The organism is Streptococcus infantis (assembly GCF_047465525.1).
GTDB classification, from domain to species: domain Bacteria; phylum Bacillota; class Bacilli; order Lactobacillales; family Streptococcaceae; genus Streptococcus; species Streptococcus infantis_R.
Genome location: NZ_JASGZS010000026.1, coordinates 1 through 23579 on the forward strand (window position 1 = coordinate 1; position 23579 = coordinate 23579).

General features: G+C 39.8%; 21 protein-coding genes and 2 tRNA genes. All 23 read right to left on the bottom strand.

The annotated features are described in order from the left end of the window. Positions 1–175: 175 nt before the first annotated feature. The 23 genes from sufB to parE all read right to left on the bottom strand — a co-directional run bounded on the left by sufB (position 176) and on the right by parE (position 23304). The gene (gene sufB / locus QM374_RS08800) at positions 176–1588 is read right to left on the bottom strand and encodes a Fe-S cluster assembly protein SufB (protein ID WP_000797051.1); all 1413 of its coding nucleotides are present in this window, start codon (positions 1586–1588) and stop codon (positions 176–178) included. 56 nt (positions 1589–1644) lie between these two features. Further along, positions 1645–2085, bottom strand: a complete 441-nt coding sequence (gene sufU / locus QM374_RS08805) for a Fe-S cluster assembly sulfur transfer protein SufU (RefSeq protein ID WP_371560852.1) — start codon at positions 2083–2085, stop codon at positions 1645–1647. Beyond that, a complete protein-coding gene (locus tag QM374_RS08810) occupies positions 2072–3298 on the bottom strand; it encodes a cysteine desulfurase (RefSeq protein ID WP_414311501.1) in 1227 nt (408 codons plus the stop codon). The genes sufU and QM374_RS08810 overlap by 14 nt, the downstream gene beginning before the upstream one ends. 10 nt (positions 3299–3308) lie before the next feature. After that, entirely contained in the window at positions 3309–4571 is a 1263-nt protein-coding gene (gene sufD / locus QM374_RS08815) for a Fe-S cluster assembly protein SufD (protein ID WP_414311502.1), read from the bottom strand. A 27-nt stretch (positions 4572–4598) separates the two neighbouring features. After that, positions 4599–5369, bottom strand: coding sequence for a Fe-S cluster assembly ATPase SufC (sufC, locus tag QM374_RS08820; RefSeq protein WP_000114489.1), 771 nt, complete (start codon positions 5367–5369; stop codon positions 4599–4601). 152 nt (positions 5370–5521) lie between these two features. Continuing rightward, positions 5522–5716 carry a DUF3272 family protein gene (locus QM374_RS08825; RefSeq protein ID WP_414311503.1) on the bottom strand — a complete coding sequence of 65 codons (195 nt, stop codon included), beginning with the start codon at positions 5714–5716 and terminating at the stop codon, positions 5522–5524. A gap of 22 nt (positions 5717–5738) precedes the next feature. After that, positions 5739–7403 (bottom strand): DNA polymerase III subunit gamma/tau, encoded by a 1665-nt coding sequence (gene dnaX / locus QM374_RS08830; RefSeq protein WP_414311504.1) that lies wholly within the window; start codon positions 7401–7403, stop codon positions 5739–5741. Continuing rightward, a complete protein-coding gene (locus QM374_RS08835) occupies positions 7403–7900 on the bottom strand; it encodes a GAF domain-containing protein (protein ID WP_414311505.1) in 498 nt (165 codons plus the stop codon). Before QM374_RS08835 ends, dnaX begins: the two co-directional genes overlap by 1 nt. An 85-nt stretch (positions 7901–7985) precedes the next feature. Then, positions 7986–9188: a 30S ribosomal protein S1 gene (gene rpsA / locus QM374_RS08840; RefSeq protein ID WP_001001618.1), complete on the bottom strand. Its 1203-nt coding sequence runs from the start codon at positions 9186–9188 to the stop codon at positions 7986–7988. 161 nt (positions 9189–9349) lie between these two features. Further along, positions 9350–9421: transfer RNA gene (locus tag QM374_RS08845), tRNA-Gln, on the bottom strand. A gap of 9 nt (positions 9422–9430) precedes the next feature. Then, a tRNA-Tyr gene (locus QM374_RS08850) sits at positions 9431–9511 on the bottom strand. A 49-nt stretch (positions 9512–9560) separates the two neighbouring features. Beyond that, positions 9561–9791, bottom strand: a complete 231-nt coding sequence (locus QM374_RS08855; RefSeq protein ID WP_000037108.1) for a DUF2969 domain-containing protein — start codon at positions 9789–9791, stop codon at positions 9561–9563. 134 nt (positions 9792–9925) lie between these two features. Continuing rightward, entirely contained in the window at positions 9926–10570 is a 645-nt protein-coding gene (pcp, locus tag QM374_RS08860; protein ID WP_414311506.1) for a pyroglutamyl-peptidase I, read from the bottom strand. Positions 10571–10583: 13 nt separating this feature from the next. Then, positions 10584–11507 carry a DUF979 domain-containing protein gene (locus QM374_RS08865; RefSeq protein ID WP_414311507.1) on the bottom strand — a complete coding sequence of 308 codons (924 nt, stop codon included), beginning with the start codon at positions 11505–11507 and terminating at the stop codon, positions 10584–10586. Then, the gene (locus tag QM374_RS08870) at positions 11504–12193 is read right to left on the bottom strand and encodes a DUF969 domain-containing protein (RefSeq protein WP_045763732.1); all 690 of its coding nucleotides are present in this window, start codon (positions 12191–12193) and stop codon (positions 11504–11506) included. Before QM374_RS08870 ends, QM374_RS08865 begins: the two co-directional genes overlap by 4 nt. A 34-nt stretch (positions 12194–12227) precedes the next feature. Beyond that, positions 12228–14195, bottom strand: coding sequence for a peptide ABC transporter substrate-binding protein (locus QM374_RS08875; protein WP_414311508.1), 1968 nt, complete (start codon positions 14193–14195; stop codon positions 12228–12230). Between the two features lie 21 nt (positions 14196–14216). After that, complete coding sequence (locus tag QM374_RS08880) at positions 14217–15239, bottom strand: branched-chain amino acid aminotransferase (RefSeq protein WP_414311509.1); 1023 nt, start codon at positions 15237–15239, stop codon at positions 14217–14219. 124 nt (positions 15240–15363) lie between these two features. Then, on the bottom strand, positions 15364–17841 hold the full coding sequence (gene parC, locus QM374_RS08885; protein ID WP_414311510.1) for a DNA topoisomerase IV subunit A: 2478 nt from the start codon (positions 17839–17841) through the stop codon (positions 15364–15366). 37 nt (positions 17842–17878) lie between these two features. Beyond that, entirely contained in the window at positions 17879–18613 is a 735-nt protein-coding gene (locus QM374_RS08890) for a lysostaphin resistance A-like protein (protein ID WP_414311511.1), read from the bottom strand. Beyond that, a complete protein-coding gene (locus QM374_RS08895; protein WP_414311512.1) occupies positions 18594–19427 on the bottom strand; it encodes an aminoglycoside 6-adenylyltransferase in 834 nt (277 codons plus the stop codon). Before QM374_RS08895 ends, QM374_RS08890 begins: the two co-directional genes overlap by 20 nt. Before the next feature lie 155 nt (positions 19428–19582). Continuing rightward, a complete protein-coding gene (locus tag QM374_RS08900; RefSeq protein WP_414311513.1) occupies positions 19583–20845 on the bottom strand; it encodes a hypothetical protein in 1263 nt (420 codons plus the stop codon). Between the two features lie 29 nt (positions 20846–20874). Further along, on the bottom strand, positions 20875–21357 hold the full coding sequence (locus tag QM374_RS08905; RefSeq protein WP_414311514.1) for a hypothetical protein: 483 nt from the start codon (positions 21355–21357) through the stop codon (positions 20875–20877). A 3-nt stretch (positions 21358–21360) separates the two neighbouring features. Further along, positions 21361–23304 carry a DNA topoisomerase IV subunit B gene (gene parE, locus QM374_RS08910; RefSeq protein ID WP_414311515.1) on the bottom strand — a complete coding sequence of 648 codons (1944 nt, stop codon included), beginning with the start codon at positions 23302–23304 and terminating at the stop codon, positions 21361–21363. Between the last annotated feature and the right edge of the window lie 275 nt (positions 23305–23579).

A 23579-nucleotide genomic window follows, 5' to 3' on the forward strand; every position in this document is an offset into this window, starting at 1 on the left:
GCGATGAAATCAAGCATTAGTAAAACCAGTGGAATTTACCCTGACACGGAATTCCACTGGTTTTTAGGATTTTTATCAGACTAACTTCCACTTGGATTAGCAGTGGAACTTAGTTTGGGAATTTAGCAAAAAAACTGAACAAATGTAATACTTGCTCAGTTTCTGTTCATAAAGTTTATCCAACTGATCCTTCCATCTCATAGCTAATCAAGCGGTTCAGCTCAACTGCATATTCCATTGGAAGCTCTTTTGTAAAGGGCTCTACAAATCCCATAACAATCATTTCAGTTGCTTCTGATTCTGACAAACCACGACTCATGAGGTAATAGAGTTGTTCCTCTGAAATCTTAGATACCTTGGCTTCGTGTTCCAAAGCAACTTGCGAGTTATGAATTTCATTAAATGGAATGGTATCTGACGCTGACAAGTCATCCATGATAATGGTGTCACACTCGATGTGAGAGACAGATTTCTTAGAGTTCTTGTTGAAGGTCACTTGTCCACGGTAGTCAACCTTTCCTCCGCCTTTTGCGATGGATTTAGAAACAATAGACGAGCTAGTATGTGGAGCATTGTGAATCATCTTAGCACCCGTATCTTGGTGTTGCCCAGCATTGGCAAAGGCAATAGAAAGCATGGTACCACGCGCCCCTTCTCCATCTAGGTAAACAGATGGGTATTTCATGGTTGTTTTAGCACCCAAGTTTCCATCAATCCACTCAACAGTGGCATCCTTTTGAGCCTTAGCACGTTTGGTTACCAAGTTATAGACGTTATCAGACCAGTTTTGAATAGTTGTATAACGCATATAAGCTCCATCCAAGGCAAAGATTTCTACAATGGCCGCATGCAAGCTGTTACTTGAATAAGTTGGTGCTGTACATCCTTCAACGTAGTGGACACTTGCTCCCTCATCAACGATAATCAAGGTACGTTCAAACTGACCAGTATTTTCGTTATTGATACGGAAGTAAGTTTGAAGTGGAATATCTACCTTGACCCCTTTTGGTACGTAGATAAAGGTTCCACCAGACCATACTGCTGAGTTGAGAGCAGCCAATTTATTATCTGTTGGCGGTACCAACTTAGCAAAGTATTGTTTAAACAAGTCTGGGTACTCTTTGAGGGCAGAATCTGTATCTGTAAAGATAATTCCTAACTTCTCAAATTCTTCTTTCATGTTATGGTAAACCACTTCTGACTCATACTGGGCAGAAGCTCCAGCAAGATAAGCACGCTCAGCTTCAGGAATCCCAATACGTTCAAAGGTTTCTTTGATTTTTTCAGGAACTTCATCCCAAGAACGGGCTGGTTTATCAGATGGTTTTTGGTAGTAAATCAAGTCATCAAAATCAATCTCTGACAAGTCTGCTCCCCAGGTTTGCATTGGCATTTTTTTGAAGGTTTCATAAGACTTCAAACGGAATTCTAACATCCACTCAGGCTCACCCTTAGCAGCTGATAGTTCACGAATGACATCTTCATTCAATCCTTTTCCTGTCGATAGGACAGGCTCTACATCGTCATGGAAACCAAATTTATATTCACCAAGGTCAATTGGTTTTGGTTCTACTCTTTCTTCAGCCATAATATCCTTTCTTTCATTCTTTATTTCTATGATTTATAAGACAAAGAAAGCTTGTCTTATTTATTATCTTGATTTTCAATTGTTTTCTTAAGGGCGTTCCAAGCTAGGGTTGCGCATTTGATTCGTTGAGGAAATTTTGCAACACCTGACAAAAAAGCTGCATCTCCAAGTTGATCTTGACGCTCATCCTTTTGACCTTGAACCATTTCAGAAAAGATAGTTGCAAGCTCTAGGATTTCTTGCTTGGTCTTTCCTAAGACTGCATCTGTCATCATACTAGCAGAGGCAGTTGAAATGGTACAACCAGAGTTTAGAAAAGCGATATCTTCCAAACGATCATCTGCATCAAACTTAACAGAGAGATTAATCACATCACCACAAGTTGGATTGTTAAGACTGATTTGTTCAGCATCTTCTAGCTTCCCTTGGTGATGGGGATTTTTCGAATGGTCCGCTACCACTGCCATATAAAGGCTATCTAGTTTAGAAAGTGCCATTGAAAAACTCCTTTGTCTTTTGTAAAGCATCGACTAACTTGTCGCAATCTGCCTTGGTATTATAGATATAAAAACTTGCACGAGCTGTTGCTGGAACGTCCAAATACTGGAGCAAAGGTTGAGCGCAATGGTGTCCGGCACGAACTGCTACTCCTTCATAATCCAGAGCAGTAGCGAGGTCGTGAGGGTGAAGATCACCTAGGTTAAAGGCAATAACACCTGAACGTTGAGCCAAGTCCTGTGAACCATAAATGGTCAATCCTTCAATGGCCTGCAGTTTGGGATAGACGTATGCAATCAATTCCTGTTCATGAGCTTCAATGGCATCCATACCGATGTTTTCTAGATAATCCACTGCTGCTGCCAGTCCGATAGCACCTGCCATATTTGGTGTTCCAGCCTCAAATTTCCAAGGCAATTCCTTCCAACTAGCAGATTGCTCATAGACGAAATCAATCATCTCGCCGCCAAATTCTACTGGTGACATTTGTTCCAGATACTTCTCTTTGCCGTAAAGGACACCGATACCAGTCGGACCAGCCATCTTATGACCTGAGAAAGCAAAGAAATCTACATCCAAGTCCTGGACATCAATCTTCATATGCGGTGTAGACTGAGCACCATCCACCACCATAATAGCTCCAACTTCATGAACCATTTGAGTGATTTCTTTGATAGGATTGACCACTCCAAGAACATTTGATGCGTGAGCTAGTGAAGCAAATTTAACTTTGTCAGTCAATTTAGAACGCAAGTCATCCATATCCAGAGCTCCATCTTTGAGATAGACATAAACAAGCTCTGCCCCAGTCTTTCGGCAAGCTTCCTGCCATGGAATAATATTGGAATGGTGTTCCATGACAGAAATCATGACCTGGTCTCCCTCAGTCAAGATTTCCTCAGCGAAGCCCGCTACCCAGTTGAGACTAGTTGTCGTACCTCTGGTAAAGAGGACTGCCTTTGTCGAACCTGCATTGATGAACTTGCGAATAGTTTCACGAGCAGCCTCATAGGAAGCAGTCGCACGTTCAGCCAAAGTGTGAACCCCACGATGAACATTGGCATTATCCTGCTTATAGTAGCGGTTAATGGCTTCCAGAACTGCTAGTGGTTTTTGTGTCGTCGCAGCATTGTCCAGATAGACCAAAGGCTCGTCATTGACGATCTGGTCTAAAATTGGAAAATCCTTACGAATCACTTCTACATCTAACATAGGCTTCCCCTTAGCGTTTTGACAATTTTTCTTCGATCGTTGCAATCATTTCATCGCGAACTTCCTTGACTGGAATCTCAACGATAACAGATCCAAGGAAACCACGAACAACCAAGCGTTCTGCAGTTGCCTTATCCAAGCCACGGCTCATGAGGTAGTACATGTCTTCTGGATCAACTTGTCCGATAGAAGCCGCGTGACCCGCAGTAACATCATTTTCATCAATCAAGAGAATTGGGTTGGCATCTGAACGCGCTTGGTCAGAAAGCATGAGAACACGGCTCTCTTGTTGGGCATCTGCTCCCTTAGCTCCTTTGATAATGTGACCGATACCATTGAAGGTCAAAGTTGCTTTTTCAAGGATAACCCCATGTTGAAGAATATTACCGATAGAGTTGCAACCATAGTTAGTCACTCGTGTATCAATCCCTTGTACCTGACGACCACTTGATAGGGCAACGACCTTAAGATCTGCATGGCTACCATTACCAATCAAGTCACTATCAAAGTCTGCAACGACGTTTCCTTCGTTCATGACACCGATAGCCCAGTCAATATTTGCATCGTTGCCCAATTTACCACGGCGGCTAATATAGGCTGTAACATTTTCGCCTAGACGGTCAATCGCTGCAAACTTCACTTGCGCGCCTGAACGTGCAATGACTTCTACTGTGATATTGGCAGTTGCCTTAGTACTACCCTCACCACGTGACTCCAGACGTTCAAGGTAGCTAATCTTACTGTTCTTACCAGCAATGATAAGGATATGCTGGTTAAATGGTACATCACTGTCGCTGTCTTGGTAGAAAATACCTTCGATTGGTTCAGCAATCTCAACATTATCAGGAATGTAGAGAACAGCACCACTGTTAAAGTATGCTGTATGGTAGGCCGCCAACTTGTCATCATCATATTTAACAGATGACATGAAGAATTCCTCAATAAGCTCTGGAATTTCTTCTAAAGCTGAGTGGAAGTCTGTAAACACAACCCCTTGTTCAGCTAATTCAACTGGAGTTTGTTCAAAAACAGTCTGAGTTCCTACTTGCACCAACTTCAAGTGATTATCTAGAGCTGTGAAGTCAGGAACATTTGCTGATGGCTCACTTTCTGTGATGGTACCATCACCAAGATTCCAACGATGAAATTTGACACGCTCAATAACTGGTAATTCTAAACTCTCAATCTTATCAAAGGCTTTTTGACGGAGGTCAGCCAACCAGCTTGGTTCAGCATGCATTTCTGAAAAAAGTTTAATAGTTTCTTTAGTCATTTACTTCTCCTAAAAGATACGAGGGAATTATAATTCTTCCTTGTAGTCGTAGCCAAGTTCTTCAGCTAGTTTTGCGTATCCTTCACGTTCCAAACGCGCAGCCAATTCTGGACCACCAGAAAGGACAACACGACCTTCCATCATGACGTGTACCACATCAGGTGTGATGTAGTTCAAAAGACGTTGGTAGTGAGTAATAATCATAGCACCAAAGCCTTCACCACGCATAGCATTGACACCTTTAGATACAACTTTAAGAGCGTCAATATCAAGACCTGAGTCAATCTCATCCAAAAGGGCAAAAGTTGGTTCCAACATCAAAAGCTGAAGAATTTCATTACGTTTTTTCTCACCACCAGAGAAACCTTCATTGAGGTAACGCTCTGCCATCTCTTCTTTCATGTTGAGCAATTCCATTTTCTCATCCAGTTTAGTAATGAACTCACGAACTGAAATCTTCTCATCATCTTCTTTACCAGCATTCATGGCTGCACGAAGAAACTCAGCATTGGTAATTCCAGGAATTTCAGACGGATATTGCATAGCAAGGAAAAGTCCCATACGCGCACGCTCGTCTACTTCCAACTCAAGGATATTTACACCGTCAAACAAGACTTCACCTTTGGTAACTTCATAGTTTGGATTTCCCATGATAGCGGCTGAAAGAGTTGATTTACCAGTACCATTTGGTCCCATGATAGCGGCAATTTCTCCTGTTTTAAGGGTCAGGTTAACCCCTTTTAAAATTTCTTTTCCTTCAATCTCAACGTGAAGATCTTTGATCTCTAATACTGACATGATAGTTCCTTTCTTTTCAATCCGTTTTACCATTTTCGCTAGAAAATTGTCCTTAGTTTTCTAGTAAAAAACGATAAAATATCAATAAATATACTTTAATAGTATAACAAAAAAAAGCCTAAAAGGCTTTAATTTTGTCTAGAAGCTGAGGGTTACTTCTTTCCACGAAAATGATCATCTATAGCGTTCACAATTTTACCCATAATATAGCTGACTCTAAAATTTCTTAGGATTAAAATAGCCCAAAGCAAGGCCACGATATACCGTTGCTCCATGATGGATTCATTAAAGAAATAGGTCTCGGCAACAGTAAATAAGGCCATAATTATAAATTGTTGTCTGTTCATCGTATTATTTCACAAAATCCTTTTAATCTTCTGCTATGGTCACTTTATCCGCTAGGAATTCAAATCCCTGAGGAAGGACAGATTCTTCAACTTCTTCCTTAACCGGTTGACCTTGAGATGATTTAGCCTTCGCTGAGAAATCAGCTCTGACTTCTTTCCACTCGTCCATAGATATAGCAAGAATCTCTGGTGAAAATCCCGCTGCTTGACTAAGGATATTGCCAAACATGGTGTTGAGATTATCACGTTTCATGGTCTGGCCAGCATTGAAGTTAGACTCAAATGCAAGAATGGCATGATGTTCATTAGCCGCAACAGGTTGAGAACCAACTAAAAGTGCCTTATCAGGACCTGACAAGCTTTCAATAACTTCACCCCAAGCATTTTGTAGACGAATTAGATTTTGACGGGCTAAATCAGGATTTTCAACAGCTTCTTGAAGAATAGACTGAACCTTGTTGCGATCTACTCGATAAATTGACTTGCTGTTAACTGGACGACTTGGCGTCGGTGTGGTCTGCTTAGGACTCGTATTAACATTTGCCAGAGCCTGTTTCAATCGCGCAACTTCTTCTCTAAGTGAGGCTAATTCTCCACTTGTATCATCTGACAATGTTGGTTTTGAATCTATCTCTGCCAAACGAATGGTCATCATTTCAGCATAAATCTTAGGTTGTAGGCTAGCCTTGATATCAGCTAAACTACTTGTCGCAATTCCAATCATTTCAAACAAAACAGCCTGTGAAAGACCTAGGTTATCCTTAAAGAGATCACTATGGTGAGTATTCTCCCCACCAGTTTGGACAATCAAAATATCCCGTAGATACTGCAACAAATCCGTTACAAATCGTGTCATGCTTTTTCCGTTATCAAAAATCAAATTAAGATTTTCCAAAGCACGAGTCACATCTTTTTGTGCCAAGGCAGCCACATAATTATCCAAAGCACTTAGACTAATAGTCCCAGTAATTTCCTCAGAAACAGCTGTTGTTAATCTAGCATCTTGAGTCAAGCTCAATGCTTGGTCTAAAATGGACAAAGCATCCCGCATACCACCTTCTGCTCTACGAGCGATAATCTCAACAGCTTCAGTTTCATAAGCAATCCCTTCCTTCTCTAAAATATGGAAGATATGATCTCGAATATCCTGAGTTCTAATAGATTTGAACTCGAAGCGTTGAACACGAGACAAAATGGTTGCAGGAATCTTATGTAGCTCTGTCGTTGCTAAGATAAAAACAACATTAGGAGTTGGTTCTTCAAGAGTTTTCAAAAGGGCATTGAAGGCTCCAGTTGAAAGCATATGAACCTCATCAATGATATAGACCTTATACTGAGCTATACTTGGAGCATAGGTTGATTTATCACGGATATCACGAATTTCATCCACCCCATTGTTAGAGGCCGCGTCCATTTCGATAACGTCTTCCAAGCTACCGTCTGTTACAGCTTGACAGATATAACAGTTATTGCAAGGTTCTCCTCCCTCTTGATTAGGGCAGTTCATGGCTTTGGCAAAAATTTTGGCTACACTGGTTTTTCCAGTTCCACGAGGCCCTGAAAATAGATAGGCATGGCTGATCTTTTCCTGCTCTACGGCTTGTTTCAGAGTTTTTGCAACAATTTCCTGGCCTACTAACTGTGAAAATGTTTGACTTCTATATTTTCGATAAAGGGCCTGATACATTACGCTTTCTCCTCAAACATTGAAAAATTCCATTCGGTTTTCTCTAACAAAATAGCAACAAACTCTTCTAAATACTTCTGATCCATTTCATCATAATCATCGACAAGTGATGAATCCAAGTCTAAAACACCCAGAAGTTGTCCATCTTTAACCATTGGCACAACAATTTCACTACGAGCACTACTATCGCAAGAAATATAGTTTGGATAGATCTTTACATCACCAACAATAACTGTTTGACGGCTAGTTGCCGATTCGCCACAAACACCTTTTCCAAGAGCGATTCGTACACATGAAACTCCACCTTGAAAGGGTCCCAGGATCAGTTCATTCCCATCAAATAGATAGAAACCTGCAAAAACAGTATTGGGAAAGCTTGTTTTTAGCAGAGCACTGGCATTTGATAGATTAGCCAACACATTGGGCTCTCCTTCTAAAAGATAAGAGAGCTGTTCATTTATTGTTTGATAAAGTGATTCTTTTTCTGAATATAACATAAAACCATTATATCAAAAAATGCTAGTAGAAAAAAGAAAAATCCCTTGTTTTAAAAACAAAGGATTTTATTCAAATTCGAATGGATTAAAGTTCGATGTCTCCGAACAAGTCAGCCATTGAGAATCCTGTTTGAGTTTCAGGAAGTTCAAAATCACGTTTTTCTTGACGTTTTGGACGACGTGGACGTGGAGCGCGTTTTTCTTCTTTTTGTCCTTCTTCTTGAGCTGGACGTTCTTCAAGAGCTTTGATAGAAAGAGATACACGTTCTGCATCAGCGTTAACTTCAAGAACTTTAACAGTAACTTCTTGACCAACTTTAAGAGCTTCTTTGGGATTTTCAATACGTTTGTGTGAAATTTGTGATACGTGAACAAGTCCATCGATACCTGGCAATACTTCAACAAATGCACCGAAGTCAGTCAAACGTTTAACTGTACCTTCTACAACATCACCTTTAGCCAATTTTTGCTCAACGCCATCCCATGGTCCAGGTGTTGTAGCTTTAAGTGAAAGTGATACACGTCCTTCTTCTTCGTTAAGATCAAGGATTTTCACTTCAACTTCTTCACCAACAGTTACAACCGATTTTGGTGAAACGTTACGTTCGTGTGACAATTCAGTCAAGTGAACCAATCCGTCAACACCACCAAGGTCGATGAAAGCACCGAAGCTTGTGATACGTGCAACTTTACCAGTTACAACATCACCAACAGCCAATTTACCAAATACTTCAGCACGAGCTGCTGCTGTAGCTGCTTCTACAACTTCACGACGTGAAAGGATGAAGCGGTTTTCTTTAGGATCAACTTCTTTGATTTTAGCATCAAACTCTTGACCTACAAAACGCTCAGTGTTACGTACAAAACGAGTATCCAACATTGAAGCTGGGATAAATCCACGTACACCTTCAAATTCTACTGAAAGTCCACCCTTAACAGCGCGAGTTCCTTTAACTGTAACAACTTCTTCTTCGCGTCCTACAAGTTTGTCCCATGCTTTGCGAGCTTCAAGGCGTTTTTTAGATACAAGGTATGTTACTGTATCAGTATCTTTACCAACTACTTGACGAAGTACAAGAACATCCAATACTTCACCTACTTTTACAAAGTCATTGATATCTGCATCGCGATCGTTTGTCAATTCGCGAAGAGTCAAGACACCTTCAACACCAGTTCCAGAGATTGCAACGTTAGCTTGAGTAGCATCAACTGTCAATACTTCAGCACTAACAACATCACCTGGCTCAACTTGGCTAACGCTATTTAGCAAATCTTCAAATTCGTTCATCTAAAAAATCCTCCAACAATCAAGTTTTTCTTAAACTTGACATACTTATAATTTTTTCCTAAGCACCCGCAAAGACATGTTATATCGTTCACGTCCTTCAATTATAAAAATAAAATACCCTAAGATATTTTTCTTTTTATCTTGAATTTATTACCTAAGAACTGGGGTAGCTGGATTCGAACCAACGCATGAGGGAGTCAAAGTCCCTTGCCTTACCGCTTGGCTATACCCCAAAAGTGAAATGGAGAGAGAGGGATTCGAACCCCCGAACCCGAAGGAGCGGATTTACAGTCCGCCGCGTTTAGCCTCTTCGCTATCTCTCCAATGTTCAACAAAAACTATTATATCATGAAAATTTACAAAAAACAAGCTTTATTTTGCTAAATTATAGTTTTCAATCAAAATTTCCACAGCTTTTTCAAGTTTTTTATAAAAACTATCGACATTTCCATTCTTTATGATCGCAAATTGATTATCTAGTTCAGCAATTTCACCAATAACCTTTTTACCAATCGTTAAAGTATACCCTTCATACTTTTCCTTACCAACTAAAACAGTCGCGTCTGTTAATTGAATTTCAATTTTTTTATCTTTTTTACTCATACGATACCTCTTTTCACTCTTCCTATTGTACAAGAAATTTAAAAAACTGGCAAGAAAAAACTCTTTACCAAGCTAATCTTGATAAAGAGTTTTTGTGACAAAATCTAATTTTTTAATCTAGGGAAGACTCATTGTTAGTGGGTTGTCCCACCCACTAATTTTATGTCCTTATCTTTATAATCTACGATAGCACCAATCGCAACTTGGATACCTCTGACGATATCAGTTAAATTCATAGATGCTGTATTAGGTTTATTGATCACCTGTTCTGTCATATAGGGAATATGCATAAAGCCTGCTCTCATATCGGGAAATTTCTTATCCGCTAAATAGAGAGCCTGATACATCAAATGGTTGCAAACAAAAGTTCCTGCTGTATTAGATACCGTAGCTGGCAGCCCTTCCTCTTTAATCGCTTGCACCATTGCTTTGATAGGTAGAGTGCTGAAATAGGCTGCTTGACCGTCCAGGCGTATAGGAGTGTCAATCGGCTGATTCCCTTGGTTATCAGGAATTCTAGCATCATCTTGGTTGATGGCAACTCGCTCAGGAGTTAGACTAGCTCTTCCTCCTGCTTGACCGATGCAAAGCACCGCATCTGGCTGATAGCGGATGATTGCTGTTTCTAATACATCTGCTGCTTTATAAAATACTGTCGGGATTTCTACCCAATGAATTTCAGCTCCATGAATCTCAGATGGTAATGATTTAACAGCTTCCAGAGCTGGATTGACCTTTTCACCACCGAAAGGATCAAAACCTGTTACTAATATTTTCATTTTATTTCCTTTGCTAAAATGCCAAAAAGTACATCAAAAATACATGGAGGACAATCATGATAACAGCTACTCCTACTTGAGCTTTGATAACCCCATTTGGATCTTTCATATCCAGGAGAGCTGCTGGTAAAGCATTAAAGTTAGCAGCCATTGGAGTTAATAAGGTTCCACAGCAACCTGCTGTCATTGCTAGAGCAGCGGCTACGATTGGATCAGCTCCCAAGGCAAATACAAAGGGAACTCCAATTCCAGCAGTAATGACTGTGAAAGCCGCAAAAGCATTCCCCATTATCATAGAGAATAAAATCATCCCAAGGACATAGGCTACCACACCCATAAAACGACTACCCGAAGGCACTAGACCGCTGATCAAATGAGAAATCAGGTCTCCAACTCCTGCTACGGTAAAAATTGCACCCAAAGCACCTAAAAGTTGAGGCACAATCCCACTAGTTGAGACTTGCTGAACCATGCGATTATTTTCCGCTAACAAGCTTTTAGGAGAACTCTTAGTAATCAATAAGAGAGAAATCGTTGCGAAGAAAGCAGCAAGACTGATAGCAATCTTACTAAACTCAGGGATCATTTTTGCTAATACCAAAGCAATCAAAGCCATTAACATGACTGGAATAAAAATTTTATTCTTTAGTCGTTTAGCTTCAATGTTTGCCTTGACTTCATCCAGAGACGGTAAGGTTCCGATACGAACCTGTTTAAAGAGAGTTAGCAGGGCTAATAGCACTACGATAACTCCAATACAGACAGAAGGTAGATAGGAACCACCGATAAAACTGATGCCTAATAAAGCCCAAAACCCAGCCGTTCCAAAGCGAACTGGGTTTGTTTTATCTTTATAGCTACAATAAGCTGTATGAAGGAATTGACAACCAATCACAATATAGGTCAACTCTAATAACTGTCTTGCTAGATTGGTCATTCTTCTTTCCCTTTACTAACCTTATTTGCTAGCAGTTTTCTATCAAACAGGTAATTGTAAATCCCAACTATAAATAGGGCAATTCCTGCAACTATAAGCGAAGCTGAAGCAATTCCTGCATAATTACTTTCGTAACCTAATTGGTCCAGTGTGCCCCCTATCAAGAGGACACCACCTGCACCAACGAAAGTGTTTTGAGCAAAGAAATTTGCAAAATTATCATTTGCTGCTGCACGCGCTTTTAGCGCTTCACTCTCCTGCTCTGTTAATTTTCTACCTAATTGAGACTCTGCTGCTGCTTGTCCCATAGGTTGAACCAAAGGCCTTACAAACTGCGGATGTCCTCCAAGACGAATGGCAAAGAAACCATCGAGTTCCCGAAAAAAGAAATACACTGTATAAAAACTTCCAACTGTTAATCCCTTTATCTTTTGAATCAAGTCAATCGAACGTTGCTTGAGGCCAAAAGTTTCAGATAAACCTACCAGTGGCAAGGTTACCATAAAAATCGTCAGAACTCGTTGATTACTAAATTCTTTTCCCAAAATTTCCAAGAACTCAACAAGAGAAACTCCAGAAACTAAAGCGGTAACTAAACTAGCTAAGACTACCGTTGCAATGGTATCTAATTTATAGATAAAACCAATCACAATGATAACTATCCCTATTAGTTTAATCCATTCCATATAGGCCCCTTTATTCCAAAAGTACTAGTCTGTTTTATTTGACATGACTTTCTAATTCTTTTTGGTATTTATTGTTTGATTCCAATTTTTCTTTTTGCCATTTTTCAAGAGCTGCTTGATATTCTTTAGCAGATACAATCTCTTTTTGCAATTTCATTCCCTTGAAGATGTATGGATCACCCTTAATACCAACTTGTGAGTATGGTTTAGAGAAAGGAACAATATTGCTGACAACTGGTGAACCACCTGATGAAGCTGTTGGCATCAAGAGAGAACTATCAGTGAGCCATGCTTGCGCTTTAGCATATTTTTCATATCTCTTATCCAAGTCATTTGTCTCAGAAACTGCATCATCCAAGAGTTTCTTATATTCGTCCAAACCTAGTTGAGCTACTACTTCCTTGTCTTTTCCTTTCGTAATACCAAGGTGTTTCATAGCAGAACCGGTCTTAGGATCCATGATATTGAGATAACTTGCTGGATCTTGGTAGCTTGGAGCCCATCCAGTACTGTTCAAGTCATAGTCTTTTTGAGCAGGAACACGTGCTTGAGATGTAATGCTTTCCTTTTCATTGTCTGTCATCTGAAGGACGTCGATCACGACATTTTCAGAACCAAGAGTTGATTCGATTGATTGTTTAAAGGAATTGCTTTGTTGAACGGCAATGGTATCTGTTTGCTCAACTGGAACATCCAAGTGAATTGGGAAAGTTACACCTTTTGCTTCCAATTCTTTCTTAGCTTTTTCAAATGAAGCTTTGGCTTTGTCAGGATTGTAGATGGTATCTTTTCCGTCAACGAGCTCAACACCTTTCCATTGGTCTCCATAGTTGATCAATTCTTTTTGAGCGATATCACCAAAGTTTTTACCACCAGATTGAACGAAATTGTCTGGTACTAAGCTATTACGAATAATCTTATCCGCACCATCTTCACCATTGAGCTGGGCAGCATAAGAATGACGGTTGAAGGCAAAGTTGATTGCTTGACGGAAGTCCTTGTTCAACATTGCTTCTTTTGTAGAAGTTTTCTGTTCTTCACTTGTTTTCGCGGTCTTATTGAAAGATTGACGGTTTACGTTAAAGGTAAAGTAGTAACTAGTTGAATCTTGTGGGCTGTAAGTAATTTTATCTCCGTATTGTTCCAAAGTAGAAGCAAAGTTTGAGCTACTTGGGAAGAGACGAGCTGTTGTGTAAACACCTGAAGAGAAGCTACGGATCAAGGATTCTTGGTCTGAACCATCATAGTAAGTTAATTTAACTTTCTCGATTTTAACCTTCTCTTTATCCCAATAATTTGGATTCTTTTCATATTCGATTAAAGATTTTGAAGTCAATGTCTTCAAGATATATGGACCGTTATAAAGAATACCAGCTGGGCTGACCGTTCCGTAATTCTTACCTGAGGCTTTGAGGAATTCTTCATTTACTGGCAACATAGTTGCTGAAGTTACTTTTGAATTCCAGAAAGTTTCAGGTGCATTTAGAGTGTACTCAACAGTATAATCATCTACTGCCTTAACCCCAACTGTTGAGAAGTCGTTAGTCTCACCAGTCATATATTCATTCAAGCCCTTGATTGAGTTTTGAATAAGAGTGACACCGTCTGATTTGCCATCTGCTACGTGTTTCAACCCAGTAACAAAGTCATGCGCAGTTACTTCAGCGTATTCTTCACCTTCTGACGTGTACCATTTAACCCCTTTACGAAGTTTATAAGTATAAGTCAAACCGTCTTGTGAGACACTCCAGTCTTCAGCTAGTGAAGGAATCAAATTCCCATATTCGTCGTTTTCCAACAATCCATCAACGACGTTACCGATGATATCAGTTGTCGAAGTACGAGTTGCGATACTGTAGTCCAAAGATGATGGATCTACTCCATAGACATAAGAGAAAGTTGTAGGCGCATCTGCTTCCTTGTCAGCTTTCCCACAAGCTACAAGAAGAACTGCTGTACTCAGGACCACTCCTGCTGTTAACATCCACTTTTTCGTTTTCATAAAGAACTCCTTTAATAATTTTTAATCTACTTTTACAATCCAACCTTCTGGCGCTTCAATATCACCAAATTGGATACCTGTCAATTCATCGTATAGTTTACGAGTTACTGGACCAACCTCTGTCTCACTGTAGAAAACATGGAAGTCATCACCGTGTTGGATTCCCCCAATAGGTGAGATTACTGCTGCAGTACCGCAGGCACCTGCTTCTACAAATCGATCAAGACTGTCAATTGGTACATCCCCCTCAACAGGTCTCAAGCCCAAACGATGCTCTGCCAAGTAAAGTAATGAGTACTTGGTAATTGATGGCAAGATTGATGGACTCAATGGGGTTACAAACTCATTATCAGCTGTAATCCCAAAGAAGTTTGCTGAACCAACTTCTTCAATCTTAGTGTGTGTTGATGGGTCAAGATAAATAACATCTGAGAAATGACGAGATTTAGCCATTTTTCCTGGCAAAAGACTAGCTGCATAGTTCCCACCGACCTTGGCAGCCCCTGTTCCATTTGGTGCAGCACGGTCATACTCATCTTGAATCAAGAAGTTTGTTGGAACCAATCCACCCTTAAAGTAATTTCCAACTGGCATAGCAAAGATGGTAAAAATATACTCCTCAGCTGGTTTTACCCCAATGATATCTCCAACACCAATCAAGAGTGGACGGAGGTAGAGGGTTCCACCAGTTCCATAAGGTGGTACGTATTCCTCATTAGCACGAACAACGGCTTTACAAGCCTCTACAAACATTTCTGTTGGAACTTGTGGCATCAAGAGACGATCACAGGTACGTTGCAGACGTTTAGCATTTTCATCTGGACGGAAGAGTTGAATACTGCCATCCTTTGTACGATAGGCTTTCAATCCTTCAAATGCTTGTTGTCCATAGTGAAGGCTTGGAGATGATTCTGAAATATGCAAGGTTGCATCTTCTGTTAATTCTCCTTGAGCCCATTGTCCATCTTTAAAATAAGCGATATAACGATAAGGTAGTTTCATATAGGAAAAACCGAGATTTTCCCAATCAATTGTTACTGTCATGATAATCTCCTTTATTCTAATCAAGCTTTGTGTTCTATTCTACACTATTCTCCTAAAAATTCAAGTATTATTTGTAATTTTCTGAAAATTTTACTTATAAAAAATCAGTCACTAGGACCGATTTTTAATTTTCTTTGATTTCTCTAAAGATTTCTTTGAGATAAGCATCAAAAACTTCTTCATCAGAAATGCTATCTGAAATGAAGCTTCCATTGCTTGTACGTTCTGATAGATTCAAATCTTGTAGGATTGATTCGTAAATCGTTCCATTATTTGATTGAATCACAAGTGTTTGTTCTCCATCTTCTACTTCTGTACTAAAGAGATCTCCAACAAATCCTTGTTCTGAGACCGCTCCAGCCAAGAATACGCGATGGGGTTTACTCTTTAATTCTCTCAAAACTTGAATGCCACGATTGGCACGACTGGTTGCTGGAATTTCCTCTGTTGAAACACGTTTCAAGCTGCCACGTTGCGTCAAAAGATAGAAAGATGAAGTATTGCAGATAAAGGCTGCTTGTATCACATCATCTGCTTTCAAGTTCATGGCTTTGACCCCTGCAGCCTTAGCTCCTACAACTGGAACCTCTTCGATATTAAAGCGAAGAGCGTAGCCATTTTTACTGATTAATAGAACATCATCCAATTTAATCGGAGCTACTGCTACAATCTGGTCAGTATCGTCTTTCAACTTAGCATATTTGACAGACTTAGAACGATAGGTTCTCCATGGCGAGAATTCTTTGCGTTCGACACGTTTGATTTGACCGAGGCGAGTCGCTGCAAAATAAGTTGTCACATCATCAAATTGATCCACAACTTCTACATAGAGCACTTCTTCATTAGTTTCAAAGTTTGTAATAGACTGGCTCAAATGCTCTCCGATATCCTTCCAACGAATATCTGCTAATTCATGGACTGGTCGGTAAATGACATTCCCAAGCGTTGTAAAGATTAAAAGGTGTTGAGTGGTTTTAACTGATTGAACGAATAGCAAGCGGTCGTCATCCCGTTTACCAATTTCTTCTAAGGTCGAAGCTGCGAAAGAACGAGGACTAGTACGCTTGATGTAACCTGCCTTCGTCACGCTAACGTAAGTATCTTCTTCTGCGATGAGGCTGGCTGTATCAATCTCGATGACTTTTGCAGTATCTTCTAAAGTACTCAAACGTGGTGTCGCAAATTTCTTCTTGACCTCACGAAGCTCTTTTTTCATGAGATTGTACATAGTTCGTTCATCACCGATGATAGCCGCAAGCATAGCAATCTTTTCACGAAGTTCTGCTTCTTCTTCTTGCAAGACAACAACGTCTGTATTGGTCAAACGGTACAGTTGCAAGGTAACAATGGCCTCAGCCTGTTCTTCTGTAAACTCATAGCTGACTTTAAGGTTTTCCTTTGCATCAGCCTTGTTCTCAGAAGCACGGATAAGGGCAATGACTTCGTCCAAGATAGAGATAACGCGAATCAAACCTTCCACGATATGGAGACGTTTTTCAGCCTTTTCCTTGTCAAAGCGAGAACGCGCCAAGATCACTTCACGACGGTGGGCAATATAGCTAGACAAGATTGGCACAATCCCAACCTGACGAGGGGTGAAATTGTCAATCGCAACCATATTGAAATTGTAGTTGATTTGTAGGTCAGTATACTTGAAAAGATAGTTGAGAACAAGCTCGGTATTTGCATCTTTCTTGAGTTCAATTGCGATACGAAGACCATCACGGTCAGACTCATCACGAACCTCAGCGATACCTGCCACCTTGTTATTGACACGGACTTCATCGATTTTCTTGACTAAGTTAGCCTTATTGATTTCATAAGGAATCTCAGTGATAACGATTTGTTCCTTACCACCTTTAAGCTTCTCAATTTCTGTCTTAGAACGAACAACCACACGCCCTTTCCCAGTTTCATAGGCCTTTTTGATTTCATCACGGCCTTGAATGATAGCTCCTGTAGGGAAGTCTGGTCCAGGCAAGAATTCCATCAACTTATCAACCTTAGCAGTTGGGTGATCAATCATATAAACCGTAGCATCGATAACTTCAGCTAAATTATGGGGAGGAATGTCTGTAGCATAACCAGCCGAAATCCCAGTCGAACCATTGACCAAGAGGTTTGGAAAGGCTGCTGGCAAAACAGTTGGTTCTTTCTCCGTATCGTCGAAGTTCCAAGCAAAAGGAACAGTCTTTTTCTCGATATCTTGAAGGAGATAACCTGCAATTTCAGACAATCGTGCCTCAGTATAACGCATTGCCGCAGGTGGATCTCCGTCCATTGAACCGTTGTTCCCGTGCATTTCAACCAGAATCTCACGGTTTTTCCAGTCCTGAGACATACGAACCATGGCATCATAGATAGAAGAATCCCCGTGTGGGTGGAAATTACCCATGATGTTCCCGACAGACTTAGCCGACTTCCGGTAGCTCTTGTCAAAGGTATTGCCATCTTTATTCATCGAATAAAGAATACGACGTTGAACCGGCTTCAAGCCATCACGAATATCTGGCAAAGCACGATCTTGAATAATGTATTTGGAGTAGCGACCAAAGCGCTCTCCCATGATGTCCTCTAAGGACATGTTTTGAATGTTAGACATAATAATTCTCTTTTTAGTGTTTTATTGTAAAGTAAATTTAACTGTTTCTTTGTAGGTAGTGAGAAAAGAAGAGCAATCCTACTAATCCTAGAATGAATAAAAGATTAATTTTAATAACAAATAAGCTAAGTAGGGTATTAATTAGGCCGTGAAAAATGGCGCAATAAAGGATCGACTTAGTCTTTTTGAAAACAGCTGCTAGAAGAATACTGAGATAAATTGCAAATAGACTGAATAATATAAAAGGCATCCTACTTTGGGAACTTCCAATCACAAACCATAAAGGTACATGCCATATTGCCCAAATACAACCTGTTATCAAACCGGAAATCCAAAAGGAGAATCTAGTTTCCAAAGTTGGTTGCAAGATGCCCCGCCATCCCAATTCTTCTTCGCCACCATAAACACAGACTGCACTCAAAAAAACAACAAACAAATTTCCTAGTGGAAAAGCCGAATTAAGCTCCTTAGATGAGAAAGCAATGACACCTGTCTGCACGAAAATTAGTAAAAGAAATAACAAAATATATTTCTTTGAGTCCCCTAAGATAAAAGAGACTATGCTTTTAATGGATTTTTGAGGCAAACAAGAAATGGCTGCAATGGTTGGACCGAAACCTCCTAGTAAATGGAGAAAAACTCCTAGTGGACTTGTTAGACTTAAGAGGCTCATTTGCGTCAGAAAAGCGAGCAATCCCCAACCAAATCCCCAAGAAATGAGAAAACTAATCAGTAAAAATTTTGTTGTCTTATTATTTTGTAAATGTTTCATTTGTTTCGAGTCTCTCCTCAGCATACTCGATCATCTTTTCAGCCACTTCTTTATCATAGTCAAAGCCCATCTTCTTGGCTAAATCTTGCGCTTCTCTATGAAAGAGACTCATAGTAGTCAATAAATACTGAGTGATTTTGTCTAAACTTGAGAAATCAAGCAGATTTGAAAAATCCTTCTCTATCTCAGCGGGTAAATAGTTAAAAAGATACTTGTAATTTTTACCAATGTCGACTGTTCCCCTATCACTTGCGACCTGCCAAGCCAAGATCTTCAGGAGTTCTTGTTGGCAAATACCGTAGAGATGGTCCGTCGTATAGATGACTTGTTTGCGACAAATCCCTTTAACCACGTAAGCTGATACCCACCAAAATTCATTGCAGGCTTTTTCGAAATCTATCTGACTAGCTGGACTTGTCCAGTAACGCTCTGGACTTGTAGTATAGGACTCAAACAAGCCCTTCTCGTCTACTAAAACTGTATAACCAGCTTCACTGTCCACCCATTCTTGAATGTGTTCTTTAGGGCAGAGGGTCAAATCGATACGATTGCCATCTTCAAAGAGCATGAGATAGAGGCGACGGTTTCCTAGAATATTATGCTGCTCAATGATACGTGTGCCAAACTGGTCCAACCATGCAAGGTCGGCCGTCAGACCATCCAAATCCTCCACAATGTAGACCACATCATAGTCTTGGAACTCATCCCTAGGGGCGTTTGGATTTGTCCGTGAGCCAGACATAGCGACAGCGTTGACTTGTAGCACTTTTGCGGTTTGCAAAATCACATCAAACATCTCGGGTTCATTTCTCATGGGAATACCTGCCTTTTTAGTGAAAACTCTTGATTCTGTAAAGGATATGTCTATAAAGCGGACTTTCTGCTAGAACTTTTTCATTATCAAATTCCTAGGATTATATAAGACGAAATATTTTGGAAAATAATCCTAGGAATGAGGAAGCATTAGATTTATAGCCATCCCATTGCAATCATAGCATCTCTTAACGAGTTATATCCCTTGATATCTCCACCGGTAGAGCCATGAGTTACAGAAGCACTCCCATCTTCTCCATGATATTTCAGATAAATTTTTCCCTCACTAATAAAAGGTCTAAAATACTTGTTTCTTCCTGTTCGTTCAGTATATTGACTGCCTTTCAAAGAATTTTCCAGCGTATTTATCTGTTCTTTTGTAAAAAGGATAATCCCTTTCTCCTCTTCTGTAGTAAAAGAATGAATAAGTTCACCCTCGCTAATAATTGTTCCAAACTTAATTTCAGAAATAGATTTGTTTCCTATCTTATCTTTTGCCTTATTAGAAGTTTTATAAATCCCAAGCACTTTTTCTTGAAGTACTAAAGCAAAATAATGCTCTTCACCAAGTAGTTCGGTTAAATCATTACTATTCTTAAAATATTTTCGATATTCTCCGTTATATCCATTTTTATAAAACTCTCGATAGCTGTTATATTCCCGATAGTCGCCCATAACTGATAAATCAAAATCAATATCACAATTCGGAATAAATACATGTTTTCCTATAGCTTGATCATTTTCATTAGGCTTTAAAGTTGTATAATAAATTTCCGTTCCAATAGGATATTTGTCTATTGAATCTTCTGATTTTTTATAAATCGCCTTTACTTCATAGAAAACCTCTCCACTTTCAGTATCCTTGAAAAACTTTTCAACTTCATCTTCAAAATAAGCTTGGCTATATCTTGGAGCTCCCTTAGTCTGATGGTTTGCACTAGCAAACTGAGTAATCAAATTTTTTTCTTTATCGTTAATGGCTTCATCTTTCCAAATCCCTTTTTGCTTGAAATCGGGAGTTAAGCACTGATACCCATAAATGAATTCATGGAAACCACGTCCCAAAATATGACCAATATTAAAATGATTAATTCCAATTTCTTTCGGATAGTTCTCTGGTGTTTTTTTATTTTTGGGAGCTTCTTTTCCTGTTTTTCTGGACCCTTTCAAAACACATGACCACCCTCGTCTAAAGTAATCAGAAGCCTCTTCTTTAATTTCCGACACTTCCTTTGTATAGTCCACTTCTATTTTAAAGTAACATCCTGATTCACAAAATTCTAGCTTAATAGAATGTGTTTCTCTATCAATAAAAGTAAGTCTAGACAATCTTTCATTTAACCCACTATTTTCTAATAAAGAGACCAATTCGTCCTTATCTTTCAATCCAAGCCTAGTCAGAACATCTGATTCTTTCATAAGAGTTCTCCTTTTCACAGTGCAAAACTCTAATTTTGAATGTATTTCAAAATTATATTGTAATTTTTGTTTTTCTTTTCTTTTAAACGACCATTACGAGAATCATTTATTTCTTGCTCAGGATATGAATTCAGTGGGCCATTATATTTAAATAATTTATGAAACCCATCCTCTTCGCCGACATACACCGGAATATCATAAAAGAGTTCTCCTTCGTTATCTTGATACTGATCTCCTGTAATATCAACAATTATATCTCCGTAGGCAACTAACCAAGCATGAGATTCCCCTTCCCATCCAGAACCATATTCACCAGAAACATATAATGATTCAATTCCTTGTTCATATAAATACCTCTGAAGGTAGTCACTTACAAAACTGCAACATCCCTTAGGAAAATTAACTAGGTTGTAATCGATAATCTCTTCTGTCTGAATTGCTTTTTCAACAGCTTTTCTAAATTGCATAGCTATTTTTTTCAATTCAGTGATCATAAATTGTTTATTTTGCATCGTTCAAAACGCCCCACTCTCTTCCAGCGTAAATTTGACATTATCTTCAATCCACTTACGGCGTGGTTCAACCTTGTCACCCATGAGGACATTGACACGACGTTCTGCGCGTGCCAGGTCTTCGATCGTAACACGGATGAGGGTGCGTGTCTCAGGATTCATGGTTGTTTCCCAGAGTTGGTCCGCATTCATCTCACCAAGACCTTTGTAGCGTTGGAGGGTAGCGCCTTTGCCGAACTGCTTACGTAGTTCCTCTAGCTCACCATCCGTCCATGCGTAGGCCACTTCTTCTTTCTTGCCTTTGCCTTTTGACATCTTGTAAAGAGGTGGAAGGGCGATATAGACATGTCCAGCTTCGACTAGTGGACGCATATAACGATAAAAGAAGGTTAAGAGAAGAGTTTGAATGTGGGCACCGTCGGTATCCGCATCGGTCATGATAATAATCTTGTCATAGTTAGCATCTTCAAGAGAAAAATCTGCCCCTACACCAGCACCGATGGTATAAATCATGGTGTTGATTTCTTCATTTTTGAGGATATCTGCCATCTTAGCCTTGGCTGTATTGATAACCTTACCACGAAGAGGCAAGATAGCTTGGAACTTACGGTCACGGCCTTGCTTAGCAGAACCACCGGCAGAATCCCCCTCGACCAAATAGAGCTCGTTCTTTGCTGGATTTTTAGACTGGGCTGGGGTTAATTTCCCAGAAAGCAAGCCCTTGTCTTTTTTATTTTTCTTACCATTACGACTCTCATCACGCGCCTTACGTGCAGCTTCACGAGCATCACGCGCCTTGATAGCTTTACGAATCAGATTTGAAGCTAACTCACCGTTTTCCATAAGGAAAAAGGTCAACTTATCTGCCACAATCCCATCCACAACTGGACGAGCTAGTGGACTTCCAAGTTTATCCTTGGTCTGTCCCTCAAACTGCAAGTGTTCTTCAGGGACTAGAATAGAAAGAACGGCCGCTAATCCTTCACGGTAATCTGAACCTTCTAGGTTTTTATCTTTTTCTTTGAGAAGACCTGTCTTACGTGCATAGTCATTCATAACCTTGGTAATAGCTGACTTAAGCCCTGTCTCATGCGTTCCACCGTCCTTGGTACGAACGTTATTAACAAAGGACAAGATATTATCTGAAAATCCATCATTATACTGGAGGGCTACTTCTACTTGAAAACCATTATCTTCCCCTTCAAAGTATAGGACTGGCGTCAAGGTTTCCTTGTCTTCATTGAGGTAAGAAACAAAGTCCTGAACCCCATTCTCATAGTGGAACTCGATTGACTCGTCTGTTCGCTTGTCCGTTAATGACAAGGTTACATTTTTCAAGAGAAAAGCAGACTCATTGAGACGCTCTGAAATGGTATTGTACTTGAAATCAGTCGTAGAAAAGATACTAGCATCCGGCATAAAGGTCACTTTTGTACCTGTCTTAGATTTTGGTGCCGTTCCAACTTTTTCAAGAGTTGTTACTGGCTTCCCACCATTTTCAAAGCGTTGCTTGTAAACAGCACCATCACGCGTAATTTCTACTTCAAGCCAACTAGAGAGGGCGTTCACGACAGAAGAACCAACTCCGTGAAGACCACCAGAAGTCTTGTAACCACCTTGTCCGAATTTTCCCCCAGCATGAAGAATAGTAAAAATAACCTCAACTGTCGGAATCCCCATAGCGTGCATACCAGTTGGCATCCCACGCCCATGGTCTTGAACCGTTAAACTTCCATCTTTATTAATCGTTACATCGATGCGATCACCAAATCCAGATAAGGCTTCATCGACTGCATTATCGACAATTTCCCAGACTAGATGATGGAGACCAGCACCATCGGTCGATCCGATATACATCCCTGGACGTTTACGGACCGCATCCAACCCTTCTAGCACCTGAATGGCGTCATCATTATAATTGTTAATATTGATTTCCTTTTTTGACACAAGGAACCTCCTATTTGTTCATCTTTTCTATTTTACAGGTTTTCTAAGGATTTTGCAAAATTTTCAAGTTAAAAGCCTATTCCCAAGTCCTTTTTAGCAAAAAATCGTACATCTTCACCAAAAAAAGAAACTAAGATATACGAGCCCACTTTCTATGGATATAAAAGTCATATCGCTATGACGGATGAACGGATTATTACTGCTTGTGTGGTCACTTCTGGTGAACAAAGCGATGGGAAATATTTACCTGAGTTATATGCCAAAACAAAGGAAAA